This is a genomic window from Streptomyces sp. NBC_00885, from assembly GCF_045207475.1.
Lineage (GTDB): Bacteria > Actinomycetota > Actinomycetes > Streptomycetales > Streptomycetaceae > Streptomyces.
The window spans coordinates 3,560,319-3,578,039 of sequence record NZ_CP108796.1; the positions used below are offsets into that span (position 1 = coordinate 3,560,319).

Below are 17,721 nucleotides of genomic sequence, written 5' to 3' on the forward strand. Positions count from 1 at the left end.
CTATGTCTTTGTGAACGCGTGCACAAAGATGGTGTCCGTTTTGTCCGCGCAAAGTGACCGGGGTCACGCAATCCGGCCACACGATCCTGGAACCGTGAACCGCATCGGTCCGTTGGAGAGCCGAAGGGGGCAAAGCCGTACACACTCCTCACCATGGCGCCCCCGAGACCGCTCTACTGTGCCCTGTCCGTGTCGCGTCCGGATAGAGCCGGACCCGCCGGAAAAACCCAGCAGAACGTGCACGGTGGTCACGAACCTTCCGGTCAGGCCCCCAGCGCGCGGCGAAGCCGTCCGGCATCCACGCGCCAGAAGGTGTGCTGCTCCCCGTCGACCAGGACGACCGGAATCTGCTCCCAGTAGGCACGGTGCAGCACTTCGTCCTGAGTGATGTCCTTCTCCTCGAAGGACGCACCCGTCTCGGTGCACACCTCCTCGATCACCGACCTCGCGTCGTCACACAGATGACACCCCGGCTTCCCGATAAGCGTCACCACACGCTCGCCGGCCTTCTTCTTCGTACGCCGCAACACAGGACTCATGCAGCCATTCTCCGCCAGCCCGCGCGCGATGCGTCCCGCATGCCCCGCCTGACGAATCGCCCGTTTAACAGGCAGGTCGCAGAGTGTTCACGCCATGGCATCCCGGCGTGTCGGGAAGTACCGAACAGACTGGCTATGCTCACGACATGGCCGCACTGGGATGGCTCACCCCCCGTAGGCGCTCCGCCACAGCGCGGAGCGTGCTCGCAGGCGAGGCAGCAGCCGAGGCAGCGCGCAAGTCGTCACAGCAGTTCGAGGCACTCGACGCGCTCGAGGCGAAGGACGGCACTGCCCCGGCCGAACCGGATTTCCCCGTCGCGGGGGACGACCGGGCAGCCGCCTTCTTCGACCTCGACAACACCGTGATGCAGGGCGCCGCGATCTTCCACTTCGGCCGCGGCCTGTACAAGCGGAAGTTCTTCCAGCGCCGCGAACTGGCCCGTTTCGCCTGGCAGCAGACCTGGTTCCGCCTCGCCGGCGTCGAGGACCCGGACCATATGCAGGACGTCCGCGAGTCCGCCCTGTCCATCGTCAAGGGCCACCGCGTCTCCGAGCTGATGTCGATCGGCGAGGAGATCTACGACGAGTACATGGCCGACCGCATCTGGCCGGGCACCCGCGCACTCGCCCAGGCGCACCTCGACGCGGGCCAGAAGGTCTGGCTGGTGACCGCGGCCCCCGTGGAGACCGCGACGATCATCGCCCGCCGTCTCGGCTTGACCGGCGCGCTGGGCACCGTCGCCGAGTCCGTCGACGGCGTGTACACCGGCAGGCTGGTCGGCGAACCGCTGCACGGACCCGCCAAGGCGGAGGCCGTACGGGCGCTGGCCCACGCCGAGGGCCTGGACCTGACGCGCTGCGCGGCGTACAGCGACTCGCACAACGACATCCCCATGCTGTCCCTGGTGGGACATCCGTACGCCATCAACCCGGACACCAAGCTCCGCAAGCACGCGCGCGCCCGCGAGTGGCGGCTGCGCGACTACCGGACGGGCCGCAAGGCGGCCAAGGTGGGCATTCCGGCCGCCGCCGGTGTGGGCGCCATCGCGGGCGGAACCGCCGCAGCGGTCGCCCTGCACCGCCGCCGCCGCTGACGCACACCTGCCCGGTTTCCCGGTGGACACGGGCGGCACGCACCCCGCCATTCCGGGGGCCTTGCCCCGGCGCGCCCCCGGCCAGTCCCGTTGCCACGGCGCGGGCGCAATCCACTGCCCGACCGGACAGATCGCGACGCGATTCGATCAACAAACGTTCACAATCTGCTACTTGATACGTCGCCGAGACGTAACGGAAGCGACGGAAACGGCGATTTGAGCAACTGGGTGTAGCACTGCCTGTACGAAGCGTTATTCTCCTCAGACGCATGACGGACCACCACCAGTCCCCACGACGGGTGAATGGTCCCGCACTGCACGTGATGGAAGCTCTGCCTCTGGGAGTCCCGTGTACCCACACGTCGGGGTTGACGCCTCGGGCCTGGCTACGCTGCGCGCAGCGGTCCTCGACCACTTGCGCGGCTTCGTCCCCACCGCGTACGCCGTCCCCGCATTCGCCATGCCCCGCCTTGCCGTCAGCGGCCCCGCCGCCCCTTGCTACGCCCTGGCCGACGGCATCGAAAAGGTGCCTGGGCGCAGCCCTGTCGTTGAGGGGCGGCGGCCGGGCGACGGGCGGGGCGTGGGCAGACGGGGCAGCCGGGGCGGCTCCGGCGCCTCGACCACCGCCCGCCGCCCGAGTGCCGACAGTGACAGCGCACGCATGATGGAGCTGGTCGAGCGCGCCCAGGCGGGCGAGGCCGATGCCTTCGGCCGTCTCTACGACCAGTACAGCGACACCGTCTACCGCTACATCTACTACCGGGTGGGCGGAAAGGCGACGGCGGAGGACCTCACCAGCGAGACCTTCCTGCGCGCCCTGCGCCGTATCTCCACCTTCACCTGGCAGGGCCGGGACTTCGGCGCCTGGCTGGTCACCATCGCCCGCAATCTGGTGGCCGACCACTTCAAGTCCAGCCGCTTCCGGCTGGAGGTCACCACCGGCGAAATGCTCGACGCCAACGAGGTCGAGCGCAGCCCCGAGGACTCCGTCCTGGAGTCCCTTTCGAACGCCGCACTGCTGGAAGCCGTCCGAAAGCTCAACCCCCAGCAGCAGGAGTGCGTCACTCTGCGCTTCCTGCAGGGCCTCTCGGTCGCCGAGACGGCCAGGGTCATGGGCAAGAACGAGGGTGCGATCAAAACCCTCCAGTACCGCGCGGTGCGCACCCTTGCCCGGCTCCTTCCCGACGACGCCCGCTGACCCCACCCCAACTCACAATCGGTGACGCCTCGATGACGCACTGGTCCGATCATCCTTCGCGCGTAACCCAAGTGCCGCGACGCTCGTTGTGCGGGATGCAGGCTCCCTGTGGTCACGCCCTGCCCACAGCCACTCACTCGATCGTGTGGATGTGCTCAAGGCGTGCAACCCTCCAGACCCCCAGGGGAGTCGATCGTCATGACGAGAGGAGGTGCCGCCAGTGATCGCGAACGTATCGGCGCACCGGCGGGCGAGCGCCTTCGCCCAGGCCTTGGAAGATCAGGCGGCCGGGCAGCCCGAAGAATCGGTCGAACCGACCGAGCCCGGACGGCTGTTGGCTCTGGCGAACGGTCTCGGCGAGCTGCCGAAACCGGAGATGGATCCCGAGGTCAAAGTGGTGCAGCGAGCACAGCTCGTGGCCGCCATGGAAGAGATGTTCGCCTCGGCAGGTGCGTCCCCGGGCTCCGCGGTGCCCGGGCAGCGGACCGGCCGGGGCGCCCATCGCGCCTCCCCACTCCGGAAATTGCGACCACGCTCCCGCTGGTCGAAGGGCCTCGCGGCCGGCGGCTTGACCGTCGGAGTCGCCGCGGGAGCCTTCAGCGGGGTGGCCGCGGCCAGTTCCGACGCGCTGCCCGGTGACTCGCTCTACGGGCTGAAGCGTGGCATGGAAGATTTCAAGCTCGGCCTGGCGGACGACGACTCCGACCGCGGCGAGCTCTACCTCGACCAGGCGTCCACCCGCCTGAGCGAGGCCCGGCGCCTGATGGAGCGGGGCCGCGCGGGTGCCTTGGACCACGAATCGCTGGGCGAGGTCCGCCGCGCGCTCAACGGCATGCGGCACGACGTGAGCGAGGGCCACCGCCTGTTGCACGCGGAGTACCAGCGGGACGGCTCGCTCGGCCCGATGGCGACGCTCAATTCGTTCGCCAGGTCCCACCGCGACACATGGAACGGTCTGCGCGACCGGCTGCCCGCTCAGCTGGCCGACGTCGGCGACGAGGTGAACTCCGCCTTCGACGCCATAGACCAGGAGGTCGGCCCGCTGGAGTCGCTGCTGCCCCGGGCCCCGGAGAAGGGCCGCGGCTCCCAGCCGTCCGGCTCCACGCAGGACTCCGGACGCACCATGGGCCCCGGTCGTACGTCACCGGCCTCACCCGGCGCGGACGACAGCCCGCCGGGAGACAGCGGCCCCGACCCGTCGGGCTCGACCACCACGGCGGACGAGGGCCTGCTCGGCGGCAACACGGGCGGCCTGTTCGAGCCCCCGGCGACCGGCGCATCGCCGTCCCCGTCCGGCAACACCTCGACGGTGCCGCAGCCGGATGTGACGATCCCGCCGCTGCTGCCGGGGATCCTGCCGGGTCTCGGCTTCGAGAGCGACGACTAGCGGCATTGGGCACTGGCTCTGCGTGGCAGGGAGGGGAAGCCCTCCCTGCCACGCAGGTCAGAAGCGTCAGAAGAACACGGACCGGCGCTGAACCAGCAGCTTGTACAGCGTGTGCTGGATCTGCTCCCGGACCTGGTCCGTCAGGTTGAACATCAGCATCGGATCCTCGGCCGCCTCCGGCGGGTACCCGTCCGTCGGAATCGGCTCGCCGAACTGAATCGTCCACTTCGTCGGCAGCGGCACCGCACCCAGCGGCCCCAGCCACGGAAACGTCGGCGTGATCGGGAAGTACGGGAACCCCAGCAGCCGCGCCAGTGTCTTCGCGTTGCCGAGCATCGGGTAGATCTCCTCCGCCCCGACGATCGAGCACGGCACGATCGGCGCCCCGGCCCGCAGCGCCGTCGACACGAACCCGCCGCGCCCGAACCGCTGAAGCTTGTAGCGGTCGCTGAACGGCTTGCCGATGCCCTTGAAGCCCTCCGGCATGACCCCGACGACCTCACCGCGCTGCAGCAGCCGCTCGGCGTCCTCCGAGCAGGCCAGCGTGTGCCCGGCCTTGCGGGCCAGTTCGTTGACCACGGGCAGCATGAAGACCAGGTCCGCGGCGAGCAGCCGCAGATGCCGGTTCGCCGGGTGGTTGTCGTGAACGGCGACCTGCATCATCAGCCCGTCCAGCGGAAGCGTCCCGGAGTGGTTGGCCACCACCAGCGCCCCGCCGTCGGACGGGATGTTCTCGATGCCCTTCACCTCGACCCGGAAGTACTTCTCGTACAGCGGCCGGACCATCGACATCAGGACCTGGTCGGTGAGCTCCTTGTCGTAGCCGAACTCGTCGACCTCGTAGTCACCGGTGATCCGCCGGCGCAGAAACGCCAGCCCGCCCGCGATACGCCGCTCCCAGCCGCCACCGTCGCCCACAGGCTGCGGGAGCGCCCCGGGCTCCTCGCCGGGCGTCTCGGAAGCCTTCAGGACCCCCTGATGCCCCGGCAGAGGGCTGACCGGAACCTCGTGTACCGCCGCGGGCTCGACCTTCCGGCGGCCCCCCGCAGGGCGTCGCCGCGCACCACGCTGCGCGCCGGCACGCGAACGGTCGTCGTCGAACGGAATGACCTTGGCGTCCGCCATCGTTGGCTGCGCTCCTTATTCGGCGTCGCTCTGAGCCGTCTTCGTGGCCTTCGTGGCTTTCGTACGCGCACTGCCCCCGCAGGGCAGTGCCGCCGCCACCTGGTCAACAGCCTTGGCCAGGGCTTCCGGCGGCAGCAGCCCCGGGCCCCGGCTGCGGGCGAAGTCCGCGAACGTCTCCGCGGTCGTGTACTTCGGGTTGAAGCCCAGTGTCTCGCGCATCTGGTCGGTGCTCACCACCCGGCCATGGGTGAGCAGCCGGATCTGCTCGGGCGAGAAGTCCGTGACACCGACCGTACGCAGCGCGGAGCCGACCCAGGTGACCGCGGGCAGCAGGACCGGCATCGTGGGCCGCCCCAGCCGCCGTGAGCACTGCGAGAGCAGCAGCACACCGTCGCCCGCGATATTGAACGTGCCGCTGTTGAGCGTCCCGCGCCGCGGCTCGTGCAGGGCGATCCGCAGCACGTCGATCACGTCGTCCTCGTGGACGAACTGCAGCCGCGGGTCGTAGCCGAAGACGGTCGGCATGACGGGCAGTGAGAAGAACTCGGCGAGCGGGGAGTCCGCGCACGGCCCGAGGATGTTCGCGAAGCGCAGCACGCAGACGGCCACATCGGGCCGCCGCCGGGCGAATCCGCGTACGTACCCCTCGACCTCCACCGCGTCCTTCGCGAAGCCACCGCTCGGCAGGGACTTGGGCGGGGTGGTCTCGGTGAAGACCGCCGGATCGCGCGGCGCGGAGCCGTACACGCTCGTACTGGACTTGATCACCAGCCGCTTGACGGTCGGCGACTTCTGGCAGGCGCCGAGCAGCTGCATGGTGCCGATGACATTGGTCTCCTTGACCGTCGTCCGGCCGCCCGCGCCCAGTGGTGTACCGGTGACATCCATATGGACGACCGTGTCGACGCCGTGCTCGGCCAGTACGCGCCCTATTGCGGGCTGGCGGATGTCCGCGCGGACGAAATCGGCTCCACCGAGATGGTGCTCGGGCCCCACCGCATCGACGCCGATGACCCGGTCCACGTCGGGATCCCGCTGGATGCGCCGTACGAGACGGCCTCCGAGCTGCCGGGCCACTCCGGTGACGAGCACGACCTTCCCCAAGATCAGCGCCTTCCCATAGCTCCGCCTAGGTCAGCCTAGGCCGTGTTTGAGAACTCCCGCCTGGCTCGCGACGCCTGGCAGTGCGATTGCACGCACCAGACTCCGCGAGCCCCGCCCTACGGGCGGACGGCGCTAGTTCTCAAACACGGCCTAGGTCCCACTCTCACGCGTCACCGTAGCGGTTCGGTGTTGCGCTGTGATGACCACGCGACGCACTTTTGCCACGCGGCCGAAAACCACCGCGGCCCTCCCACCGTGCTGGTGGGAGGGCCGCGGCGACACGAACAGCTATCGCTTACTTCTTGTTGCGACGCTGAACGCGGGTGCGCTTGAGCAGCTTGCGGTGCTTCTTCTTAGCCATCCGCTTGCGCCGCTTCTTGATAACAGAGCCCACGACTACCCTCGCTCACTTCTCTTCACTCGGTGCGGGGCGTCTGGGCCCACACGACCTACGTCGGCCTAGCCTACCCGCCCGAGCTCCGAGCCCGTAATCCGAGGGGAACCGACCGGCTCCGGCTACGCCGATTCCACCCCCACGAAAGATTCGCGGAGGTACTCGTGAACTGCTTGCTCCGGAACCCGGAAGGACCTGCCCACCCGGATCGCCGGCAGATGACCGCTGTGTACCAAGCGGTACACCGTCATCTTCGACACTCGCATTACCGAGGCGACTTCCGCCACGGTAAGAAACTTGACCTCATTGAGAGGCCTCTCGCTGCCAGCAGCCATGACCCACCTGTACCTTCCGCACACGACGCACACCGGCTTCCCCTCCGGTGACTCTTCGTCGCTGTGCGCTCACTCCCCAGACTAGGGGCGGGTGATGCGAGTGGGGAAGAGGAGCAGCCATCGGCCGCCTACTGTGACAGACACGCTCGATTGAGTACATAGCGAGTCAGCGGTCGGTAGTAATCAGACCGCACAGCGTCATCAAGCGGAACGACTACGGACACGCGGCCCTCGGCCTCGCCGACGAACAGGGCCGGATCGTCGGTATCGGCGAGGCCGATGGCCTCAATCCCCAGCTGACCTGCCCCGCAGACCCAGCCATGGTCCCCGACGACCAGCTCGGGCAGCGGCCCGCCGCCCTGCGCAAGACCCTCCAGGGCGGCCCGAACCGGGAGCGGCGAATGGGTGTGTGCGCCGGTGTCACCGGCGGCGCCCTGCGCTCCGGGTTCCCGCACCAGCGCGACTCCTCGTACGTACTCAAGGTTGTACGTGCGTACGCCGAACCGGGTCGTTATGTCGACACATCGCCCCTGCGCGGGTGTGAGGACCTGGCACCCCACTGCCGACAAAGCGTCTGCCAGCGCGGCGTAGAACCCGAGCAGCCGATGCGGATGCCCGGTCCCGATCAACACTGCCCCACGGCGGGCGGCCACGTCCCCGAGCCGCTCGGCAAAGGCCCTGAGCGCGCTCAGCGTCCGCTCGGGATCAATCACATCCGGCCCGACGACATGCGCGGGATCGCGGGAGACCCCGCACTTGTCGGCCATCAACGCGATCAAGTCCCGCTCGCTCCAGTCCCATTCGGGAACGAGCCCGAGGGTGACGCGGGGATCCCTGGCGGCGAAGAGCCGATAACTGCGCAGACTCTCCTCCCGCGAGGTGGCCACGGGCCCGGCCAACCGAGCGGCCAAGAGATGCGCACGCAGGGCTCCGGTACTCAACACACGGTTGATGCTGCCGCACGGGGAAGAATCCCGGGCCAAAAGGAGGAATACCACGCACAGTTGGCGTAATGGCACATGGTCGGCGCCAGGCGCCCGCGAGGGCGGCCGTCCTCCACCGGCTCGGGTCGCGCCGCACGCCTCCGGGGCCGGCCGGCCGGGCGGCGCAAAGCGGTCGGGCGACCGCGCCGACGCCAGGAAGCTGCCCCCGCCGCAGCGGGCGCCGCGATGAAGGACCCCGAACGCGCCCGGCAGTGCCAGGCTGCGGCCGCCGCGGGCGCGTGGGGGGACGAGCCGTAGCGACGCGCCCCGGGCACCGCGAAGCTGGTGCCGAATGGCTCATATCCGGCGGGCCTCGGCCCGCAGTTCGGACCGGCGCCACAGCTCGGCCGGCCGGGGCGGCGCGAAGCGGTCGGCGACCGCACCCGCAACAGAAAGCTGCCCCGCCGCAGCGGGCGCCGCGGCCGAGAGCGAGGCACTCGCCCCACCGGGCGCCGCGCAGCGGTCGCCCGACCGAGCACGCCGGGGGCGTGGGGGTACCCCGTACCCCCACAACTCAAGGGCGGGCGGGTGGGGAAACCCCGGGGTCCGGGGCGGAGCCCGCGGTTCGGGATGGGGGTACCTCCCACGGCCGCCAGGCCGTAGGGGGAGGGCGGGGTGGGGGAAACGCCCCGCGCAGCGGCCACCCGCACCACCCTCGGGCCCGCCACCGCGCTCCTACGCCAACAACCCCCGCAACGGAAACACCGCGCCCCGCGTCGCCCGCACCGCCTGGTCCAGCCGGTCCGCCGGGTCGTACCCCTCTTCCCACGACCGCCACTGCGGATCGCGCCCATCCGTCATCCGCCCCGGCCCCAACTGCCGCGTCCGCGCGTACACCTCATCGCGCCACGACGACGGAATCACCGACTCCGGGTCCACCGGCGCATGCCCCGCGATCCCCACCAAATGCGTCCACGACCGCGGTACGACATCCACCACCGCGTACCCACCGCCCCCGAGCGCGACCCACCGCCCGCCCTCGACCCACTCGTGGGCCAACGCATGACACGACTCCTGCACCGCCCGCTGCGCGTCCAGCGACACCGCGAGATGCGCCAGCGGATCCTCGAAGTGCGTATCCGCCCCGTGCTGCGTCACGAGCACCTGCGGCCGGAAATCCGCCAGCAGCTCCGGCACCACCGCGTGGAACGCCCGCAGCCATCCCGCGTCCCCCGTCCCCGCCGGCAGCGCCAGGTTCACGGCCGAGCCCTCACCCGGCCCCGACCCGCCCGTCTCTTCCGGCCACCCGGTCCCCGGAAACAGCATCCGCGGATGCTCGTGCAGCGAGATCGTCAGCACCCGCGGGTCGTCCCAGAACGCCGCCTGCACCCCGTCCCCGTGATGCACATCGACGTCCACGTACGCGACCCGCTCCGCCCCGAGCTCCAGCAGCCGCGCGATCGCCAGCGACGCGTCGTTGTACACGCAGAACCCCGCCGCCGACCCCGGCATCGCATGATGCAGCCCGCCCGCGAAGTTCACCGCGTGCGTCGCCTCCCCGCGCCACACCGCTTCCGCGGCCCCCACGGACTGCCCCGCGATCAGCGCCGCTGCCTCGTGCATCCCCGCGAAGGCAGGATCGTCGACAGTCCCCAGCCCGTACGCCTGATCCGCAGCCCGCGGATCCGCCGACGCCGCCCGCACCGCCGCCACATAGTCCTCGCGGTGTACGAGCCGCAGCGTCGAGTCGCCGGCCGGCTTGGCCGCCACCACATCGACGACGCGATCCAGCCCGTACGCCCGCACCAACCCCATGGTCAGCGCAAGCCGCACCGGATCCATCGGATGGCCGTCCCCGAAGTCATACTTCGTTACCGCCTCGTCCCACATCAACAACCCGCGGCCGCTCATGCCCGCCACGGTATCCGGCTTGTTGCGCATCGAACGACCTGGTGTACCGCAAGGTCATCAGCACCAGCACCATCGGCACGACCATCGCCCACCGGTAGCTCCACGCGTCCCCGAGCGCCCCCACCAACGGCGAACCGATCAGAAACCCCACGTAGTTGAATACATTCAGCCGCGCCACCGCAGCGTCGCTGGCCCCCGGATCGCCGCTCTCGACGGCCCGGCGCCCCGCCGCCGCAAAGGTCTGCGGCACGATCACACACAGCCCGAGCCCCAGCATCGTGAACCCGAGAATCCCCGCCCACGCTCCGGGCGCCACGGCCACCACGCCGAATCCAGCCGCTGCCAGCCCGGTCCCGCAACGGACCACAGCCGCCGCCCCGAACCGCCGGACCCCCAGATCCCCGACGGCCCGGCCGAGCAGCGTCGTGACCATGTATGCGTTGTACGGGACGGTCGCCAGCTCCTCCGAGCTGCCCAGCACGTCCTGCAGATACTTCGCGCTCCAGTTGGAGACCGTCGAGTCCCCGATGTACGCGAAGGTCATCACCAGGCAGAGCGGCAGCAGCAGCTTGAACGCGACCCCCGTCTGCTTCCCCTCGCCCTGAGCCTCGCCCAGGCCCTCGGCCGGGACCGGCCCGCCCCTTTCCCCGTCCGCGTACCACCGGCTCCCGATCAGTGCCGCGGGCAGCAGCACACCCACCACCGGCAGATACGAGACAAGCAGCGACAGATGCCAGTGCGCCCCGGCCCATGCGAGCGAGGCACCCGCGATCCCGCCCAGGCTGTACGCCGCGTGGAAACCGAGCATGATGCTGCGCCCGTACGCCCTCTGCAGGCTCACCCCGAGCATGTTCATGGACGCATCAAGCGCACCCACCGCCAGCCCGAACACCCCGAGCGCGAGCGCCACCTGCCACAGCTCGTCGCCCGCGGCGACCCCGAGCAGTGCCAGCAGCACAACCGGCTGCGCCCACCGGAGCACCACACTCGGCGCGACCCTCCGCACCAGCCGCTCGGTGACGACACTCGCCACCCCGGCCAGCACCGGCACGGCCGCGAGAAAGGCGGGCAGCAGCCCGTCGGATATCCCGTACCGGTCCTGGATCGCCGGTATGCGCGTCACGAGCAGCGCGAACGCCACTCCCTGCGCGAAAAAGCTCAACGCCAAGGAGGCACGCCCGTGCCGCAACCGCGCATCTGTCATGGCCGGACAGCGTAGGGCGCTCCTCTACCCATGGGTAGATCGATCACGCAAGCAATGCGGGCAACTCCGCCATCTCCCCGAAGTACCCCCTGGCCCCCGCCAGCGTCTCGGCCGCGGTCATCGCCGTGAACCCGTACACATCCATCCCGGCCGCCCTGGCCGCCGCCACCCCGAGGCGACTGTCCTCCACGACGACGCACCGCTCCGGCGCGACCCCCATCCGCTCGGCGGCATGCAGAAACAGATCCGGCGCCGGCTTCCCCCGCCCCACATCCTGCGCGCTGAACACCGTCCCGTCCTCGAACCACCGGTCCAGCCCGGTCCTGCGGTGCCCGACCCGGATCCGCTCATGGCTCCCGGACGACGCGACGCAGTACGGCACCGAGTCCGCGACCAGCTTCTCCAGCACGTCCGTCACACCGTCGACGGCGACCAGCTCCCGCTCGAAGGCGGCAAAGACGCGAGCATGCAGGGTGTCGTCGAAATCCGCGGGCAGCGTCTGCCCGGTCCGTTCCATAACTATGTCGTGTATGCGATGCACAGCGGCCCCCATGTAATCCCGCAGGGAGTCCTCGTACGAGGTGGGGTGCCCGAGCTCGGTCAGATACCCGGCGAGGATGGTGTTGGAGATGGGCTCGCTGTCGACGAGCACACCGTCGTTGTCGAAAATGACAAGGTCGTAGCGCATGCCCCCAGCCTAGGAGGGCCCCACGCCTGACGCACAACGCAAAAATGCCTCAACCCCCGGACAGAGTCCAGGGGTTGAGGCTAAAGATTGTTCGGCGGCGTCCTACTCTCCCACAGGGTCCCCCCTGCAGTACCATCGGCGCTGAAAGGCTTAGCTTCCGGGTTCGGAATGTAACCGGGCGTTTCCCTAACGCAATGACCACCGAAACACTGTGAAGATATCGATTCCGGAATCCCCCGGCCAAAGGGGGACTCGACAGTTCGTTACTTCAGAACTGACACAGTGGACGCGAGCAACTGAGGACAAGCCCTCGGCCTATTAGTACCAGTCAGCTCCACCCCTTGCGGGGCTTCCACATCTGGCCTATCAACCCAGTCGTCTACTGGGAGCCTTAACCCCTCAAAGGGGGTGGGAGTCCTCATCTCGAAGCAGGCTTCCCGCTTAGATGCTTTCAGCGGTTATCCTTTCCGAACGTAGCCAACCAGCCATGCCCTTGGCAGGACAACTGGCACACCAGAGGTTCGTCCGTCCCGGTCCTCTCGTACTAGGGACAGCCCTTCTCAAGACTCCTACGCGCACAGCGGATAGGGACCGAACTGTCTCACGACGTTCTAAACCCAGCTCGCGTACCGCTTTAATGGGCGAACAGCCCAACCCTTGGGACCGACTCCAGCCCCAGGATGCGACGAGCCGACATCGAGGTGCCAAACCATCCCGTCGATATGGACTCTTGGGGAAGATCAGCCTGTTATCCCCGGGGTACCTTTTATCCGTTGAGCGACGGCGCTTCCACAAGCCACCGCCGGATCACTAGTCCCGACTTTCGTCCCTGCTCGACCCGTCGGTCTCACAGTCAAGCTCCCTTGTGCACTTACACTCAACACCTGATTGCCAACCAGGCTGAGGGAACCTTTGGGCGCCTCCGTTACCCTTTGGGAGGCAACCGCCCCAGTTAAACTACCCATCAGACACTGTCCCTGATCCGGATCACGGACCCAGGTTAGACATCCAGCACGACCAGAGTGGTATTTCAACGGCGACTCCACAACCACTGGCGTGGCTGCTTCAAAGTCTCCCACCTATCCTACACAAGCCGAACCGAACACCAATATCAAACTGTAGTAAAGGTCCCGGGGTCTTTCCGTCCTGCTGCGCGAAACGAGCATCTTTACTCGTAGTGCAATTTCACCGGGCCTATGGTTGAGACAGTCGAGAAGTCGTTACGCCATTCGTGCAGGTCGGAACTTACCCGACAAGGAATTTCGCTACCTTAGGATGGTTATAGTTACCACCGCCGTTTACTGGCGCTTAAGTTCTCAGCTTCGCCACACCGAAATGTGACTAACCGGTCCCCTTAACGTTCCAGCACCGGGCAGGCGTCAGTCCGTATACATCGCCTTACGGCTTCGCACGGACCTGTGTTTTTAGTAAACAGTCGCTTCTCGCTGGTCTCTGCGGCCACCCCCAGCTCAAGGAGCAAGTCCTCTCACCAGTGATGGCCCCCCTTCTCCCGAAGTTACGGGGGCATTTTGCCGAGTTCCTTAACCATAGTTCACCCGAACGCCTCGGTATTCTCTACCTGACCACCTGAGTCGGTTTAGGGTACGGGCCGCCATGAAACTCGCTAGAGGCTTTTCTCGACAGCATAGGATCATCCACTTCACCACAATCGGCTCGGCATCAGGTCTCAGCCTTAATGTGTGACGGATTTGCCTATCACACGGCCTACACCCTTACCCCGGGACAACCACCGCCCGGGCTGGACTACCTTCCTGCGTCACCCCATCGCTTACCTACTACCACCTTGGGCCGGCGGCTCCACCACTCCCCTTCGCCCGAAGGCTCCAGGACGGCTTCACGGCCTTAGCATTAATGGGCTCGATACTGGGCGTTTCAAAGCGGGTACCGGAATATCAACCGGTTGTCCATCGACTACGCCTGTCGGCCTCGCCTTAGGTCCCGACTTACCCTGGGCAGATCAGCTTGACCCAGGAACCCTTAGTCAATCGGCGCACACGTTTCTCACGCGTGTATCGCTACTCATGCCTGCATTCTCACTCGTGTACCGTCCACCACTCGCTTACGCGGCGGCTTCACCCGGCACACGACGCTCCCCTACCCATCCCAGCGGGCGTTGGCCCTCATGCTGGAATGACACGACTTCGGCGGTACGCTTGAGCCCCGCTACATTGTCGGCGCGGAATCACTTGACCAGTGAGCTATTACGCACTCTTTCAAGGGTGGCTGCTTCTAAGCCAACCTCCTGGTTGTCTCTGCGACTCCACATCCTTTCCCACTTAGCGTACGCTTAGGGGCCTTAGTCGATGCTCTGGGCTGTTTCCCTCTCGACCATGGAGCTTATCCCCCACAGTCTCACTGCCGCGCTCTCACTTACCGGCATTCGGAGTTTGGCTAAGGTCAGTAACCCGGTAGGGCCCATCGCCTATCCAGTGCTCTACCTCCGGCAAGAAACACACGACGCTGCACCTAAATGCATTTCGGGGAGAACCAGCTATCACGGAGTTTGATTGGCCTTTCACCCCTAACCACAGGTCATCCCCCAGGTTTTCAACCCTGGTGGGTTCGGTCCTCCACGAAGTCTTACCTCCGCTTCAACCTGCCCATGGCTAGATCACTCCGCTTCGGGTCTTGAGCGCGCTACTAAACCGCCCTGTTCGGACTCGCTTTCGCTACGGCTTCCCCACACGGGTTAACCTCGCAACACACCGCAAACTCGCAGGCTCATTCTTCAAAAGGCACGCAGTCACGACGCACAGAGTAAACTCTGCGCGCGACGCTCCCACGGCTTGTAGGCACACGGTTTCAGGTACTATTTCACTCCGCTCCCGCGGTACTTTTCACCATTCCCTCACGGTACTATCCGCTATCGGTCACCAGGGAATATTTAGGCTTAACGGGTGGTCCCGCCAGATTCACACGGGATTTCTCGGGCCCCGTGCTACTTGGGTGTCTCTTAAACGAGCCGCTGATGTTTCAGCTACGGGGGTCTTACCCTCTACGCCGGACCTTTCGCATGTCCTTCGCCTACATCAACGGTTTCTGACTCGTCTCATCGCCGGCAGACGATGACAAAGAGATCCCACAACCCCGCATGCGCAACCCCTGCCGGGTATCACACGCATACGGTTTGGCCTCATCCGGTTTCGCTCGCCACTACTCCCGGAATCACGGTTGTTTTCTCTTCCTGAGGGTACTGAGATGTTTCACTTCCCCTCGTTCCCTCCACACTGCCTATGTGTTCAGCAGCGGGTGACAGCCCATGACGACTGCCGGGTTTCCCCATTCGGAAACCCCCGGATCAAAGCCTGGTTGACGGCTCCCCGGGGACTATCGTGGCCTCCCACGTCCTTCATCGGTTCCTGGTGCCAAGGCATCCACCGTGCGCCCTTAAAAACTTGGCCACAGATGCTCGCGTCCACTGTGCAGTTCTCAAGCAACGACCAGCCACCCACCACCCCACCCAACAGGGCGAGTTCACCGGGGCCGGCATCGCGAAGGACGAGCAAACGCTCGTACCCTCAGACACCCAACAGCGCGCCCGGCAGGTCTCCCGCCCCGGGCTCCGTTCCACGCTCCGAAGAGCAGTACTGGAAGACCGAGTTGGTCAGACCTGCCGAATAGTCAACGTTCCACCCATGAGCAACCAGCATCGGACGTACGCCGATGTACTGGCCTCTGGACCGGCAGAGCCGGCCTAGAAGTGCTCCTTAGAAAGGAGGTGATCCAGCCGCACCTTCCGGTACGGCTACCTTGTTACGACTTCGTCCCAATCGCCAGTCCCACCTTCGACAGCTCCCTCCCACAAGGGGTTGGGCCACCGGCTTCGGGTGTTACCGACTTTCGTGACGTGACGGGCGGTGTGTACAAGGCCCGGGAACGTATTCACCGCAGCAATGCTGATCTGCGATTACTAGCAACTCCGACTTCATGGGGTCGAGTTGCAGACCCCAATCCGAACTGAGACCGGCTTTTTGAGATTCGCTCCGCCTCGCGGCATCGCAGCTCTTTGTACCGGCCATTGTAGCACGTGTGCAGCCCAAGACATAAGGGGCATGATGACTTGACGTCGTCCCCACCTTCCTCCGAGTTGACCCCGGCAGTCTCCTGTGAGTCCCCATCACCCCGAAGGGCATGCTGGCAACACAGAACAAGGGTTGCGCTCGTTGCGGGACTTAACCCAACATCTCACGACACGAGCTGACGACAGCCATGCACCACCTGTATACCGACCACAAGGGGGGCACCATCTCTGATGCTTTCCGGTATATGTCAAGCCTTGGTAAGGTTCTTCGCGTTGCGTCGAATTAAGCCACATGCTCCGCTGCTTGTGCGGGCCCCCGTCAATTCCTTTGAGTTTTAGCCTTGCGGCCGTACTCCCCAGGCGGGGAACTTAATGCGTTAGCTGCGGCACCGACGACGTGGAATGTCGCCAACACCTAGTTCCCAACGTTTACGGCGTGGACTACCAGGGTATCTAATCCTGTTCGCTCCCCACGCTTTCGCTCCTCAGCGTCAGTAATGGCCCAGAGATCCGCCTTCGCCACCGGTGTTCCTCCTGATATCTGCGCATTTCACCGCTACACCAGGAATTCCGATCTCCCCTACCACACTCTAGCTAGCCCGTATCGAATGCAGACCCGGGGTTAAGCCCCGGGCTTTCACATCCGACGTGACAAGCCGCCTACGAGCTCTTTACGCCCAATAATTCCGGACAACGCTTGCGCCCTACGTATTACCGCGGCTGCTGGCACGTAGTTAGCCGGCGCTTCTTCTGCAGGTACCGTCACTTGCGCTTCTTCCCTGCTGAAAGAGGTTTACAACCCGAAGGCCGTCATCCCTCACGCGGCGTCGCTGCATCAGGCTTTCGCCCATTGTGCAATATTCCCCACTGCTGCCTCCCGTAGGAGTCTGGGCCGTGTCTCAGTCCCAGTGTGGCCGGTCGCCCTCTCAGGCCGGCTACCCGTCGTCGCCTTGGTAGGCCATCACCCCACCAACAAGCTGATAGGCCGCGGGCTCATCCTTCACCGCCGGAGCTTTCAACCCCCCAAGATGCCTCGGGAGGTGGTATCCGGTATTAGACCCCGTTTCCAGGGCTTGTCCCAGAGTGAAGGGCAGATTGCCCACGTGTTACTCACCCGTTCGCCACTAATCCACCCCGAAGGGCTTCATCGTTCGACTTGCATGTGTTAAGCACGCCGCCAGCGTTCGTCCTGAGCCAGGATCAAACTCTCCATGAATGTTTACCCGTAATCGGGTCGAACACCACAAGAGCGGGACAACCGGTCGGAATAAGACCGGTCATCCACAGCGTCCTCGCTGTGTCATTGCCTGCCCGCCACAAAAGGGCCGACAGGACTTTCAAAGGAACCTCAACCCACCGAAATGGGCCGGGGTTGTCAATCTGGCGTTGACTTTTGGCACGCTGTTGAGTTCTCAAGGAACGGACGCTTCCTTCGTACTCACCCTCACGGGCTTTCCTCCGGGCGCTTCCCTTCGGTCTTGCGTTTCCGACTCTATCAGACGCTTTCGTGTCCGATTCCCCGTCGGAGCGGGGCTCGCTTTCCGGCCTTTCGGCTTTCCGGCGATTCCGACTCTATCAGATCCTTTCGGGCCTGATTCCCGGTCGAACTCGGGTTGTCATTCCGGCCGTTGAGCCGTTCCGACGAGTGAGACTTTAGCGGAATCCTTGCCCCCGACGCTAATCGGGGTTGCGTCCGTTCGAACGCCGATTCCTCATTTCGCAAAAGCGCACGGAAAGCCGGGCGACGGAGAGTCGCTTGCTGTAGTGGATCTTGCGG

General features: G+C 66.0%; 12 protein-coding genes and 3 rRNA genes. 3 read left to right on the forward strand and 12 right to left on the reverse strand.

The window, feature by feature from the left end; translation table 11 throughout:
• Positions 1–263 precede the first annotated feature (263 nt).
• Entirely contained in the window at positions 264–539 is a 276-nt protein-coding gene (locus OHA61_RS15920) for a glutaredoxin family protein (protein ID WP_406303570.1), read from the reverse strand.
• Between the two features lie 146 nt (positions 540–685).
• On the opposite strand from OHA61_RS15920, the gene OHA61_RS15925 reads away from it, so the two are divergent.
• From OHA61_RS15925 to OHA61_RS15935, 3 genes are all read left to right on the forward strand, one after another.
• Entirely contained in the window at positions 686–1,633 is a 948-nt protein-coding gene (locus OHA61_RS15925; protein ID WP_406303571.1) for an HAD family hydrolase, read from the forward strand.
• A gap of 349 nt (positions 1,634–1,982) precedes the next feature.
• A complete protein-coding gene (locus OHA61_RS15930) occupies positions 1,983–2,831 on the forward strand; it encodes an ECF subfamily RNA polymerase sigma factor, BldN family (protein ID WP_406303572.1) in 849 nt (282 codons plus the stop codon).
• A gap of 220 nt (positions 2,832–3,051) precedes the next feature.
• Positions 3,052–4,218 (forward strand): DUF5667 domain-containing protein, encoded by a 1,167-nt coding sequence (locus OHA61_RS15935; protein WP_406303573.1) that lies wholly within the window; start codon positions 3,052–3,054, stop codon positions 4,216–4,218.
• 66 nt (positions 4,219–4,284) lie between these two features.
• Here OHA61_RS15935 and OHA61_RS15940 read toward each other — a convergent pair whose 3' ends face one another.
• The 11 genes from OHA61_RS15940 to OHA61_RS15990 form a co-directional block, all read right to left on the reverse strand.
• Positions 4,285–5,343: a lysophospholipid acyltransferase family protein gene (locus OHA61_RS15940; RefSeq protein ID WP_406303574.1), complete on the reverse strand. Its 1,059-nt coding sequence runs from the start codon at positions 5,341–5,343 to the stop codon at positions 4,285–4,287.
• Positions 5,344–5,358: 15 nt separating this feature from the next.
• Positions 5,359–6,447 (reverse strand): NAD-dependent epimerase/dehydratase family protein, encoded by a 1,089-nt coding sequence (locus OHA61_RS15945; protein ID WP_406303575.1) that lies wholly within the window; start codon positions 6,445–6,447, stop codon positions 5,359–5,361.
• Between the two features lie 295 nt (positions 6,448–6,742).
• On the reverse strand, positions 6,743–6,841 hold the full coding sequence (locus OHA61_RS15950) for a 30S ribosomal protein bS22 (protein ID WP_003948845.1): 99 nt from the start codon (positions 6,839–6,841) through the stop codon (positions 6,743–6,745).
• A 122-nt stretch (positions 6,842–6,963) separates the two neighbouring features.
• On the reverse strand, positions 6,964–7,176 hold the full coding sequence (locus OHA61_RS15955; protein ID WP_014046653.1) for a helix-turn-helix domain-containing protein: 213 nt from the start codon (positions 7,174–7,176) through the stop codon (positions 6,964–6,966).
• 128 nt (positions 7,177–7,304) lie between these two features.
• Positions 7,305–8,120: a phosphatase gene (locus tag OHA61_RS15960; protein WP_406303576.1), complete on the reverse strand. Its 816-nt coding sequence runs from the start codon at positions 8,118–8,120 to the stop codon at positions 7,305–7,307.
• A 714-nt stretch (positions 8,121–8,834) separates the two neighbouring features.
• Positions 8,835–10,010 carry an acetoin utilization protein AcuC gene (locus OHA61_RS15965; RefSeq protein ID WP_406303577.1) on the reverse strand — a complete coding sequence of 392 codons (1,176 nt, stop codon included), beginning with the start codon at positions 10,008–10,010 and terminating at the stop codon, positions 8,835–8,837.
• Positions 9,961–11,214 carry an MFS transporter gene (locus OHA61_RS15970; protein WP_406303578.1) on the reverse strand — a complete coding sequence of 418 codons (1,254 nt, stop codon included), beginning with the start codon at positions 11,212–11,214 and terminating at the stop codon, positions 9,961–9,963. The genes OHA61_RS15965 and OHA61_RS15970 overlap by 50 nt, the downstream gene beginning before the upstream one ends.
• Positions 11,215–11,257: 43 nt before the next feature.
• Positions 11,258–11,902, reverse strand: coding sequence for an HAD family hydrolase (locus tag OHA61_RS15975; RefSeq protein ID WP_406303579.1), 645 nt, complete (start codon positions 11,900–11,902; stop codon positions 11,258–11,260).
• 89 nt (positions 11,903–11,991) lie between these two features.
• Positions 11,992–12,108: ribosomal RNA gene (rrf, locus tag OHA61_RS15980) — 5S ribosomal RNA — on the reverse strand.
• Positions 12,109–12,200: 92 nt separating this feature from the next.
• Positions 12,201–15,324 (reverse strand): 23S ribosomal RNA (locus OHA61_RS15985).
• Between the two features lie 310 nt (positions 15,325–15,634).
• Positions 15,635–17,160, reverse strand: a 16S ribosomal RNA gene (locus OHA61_RS15990).
• Together the 16S, 23S and 5S rRNA genes form the textbook arrangement of a ribosomal RNA operon.
• Positions 17,161–17,721 lie beyond the last annotated feature (561 nt).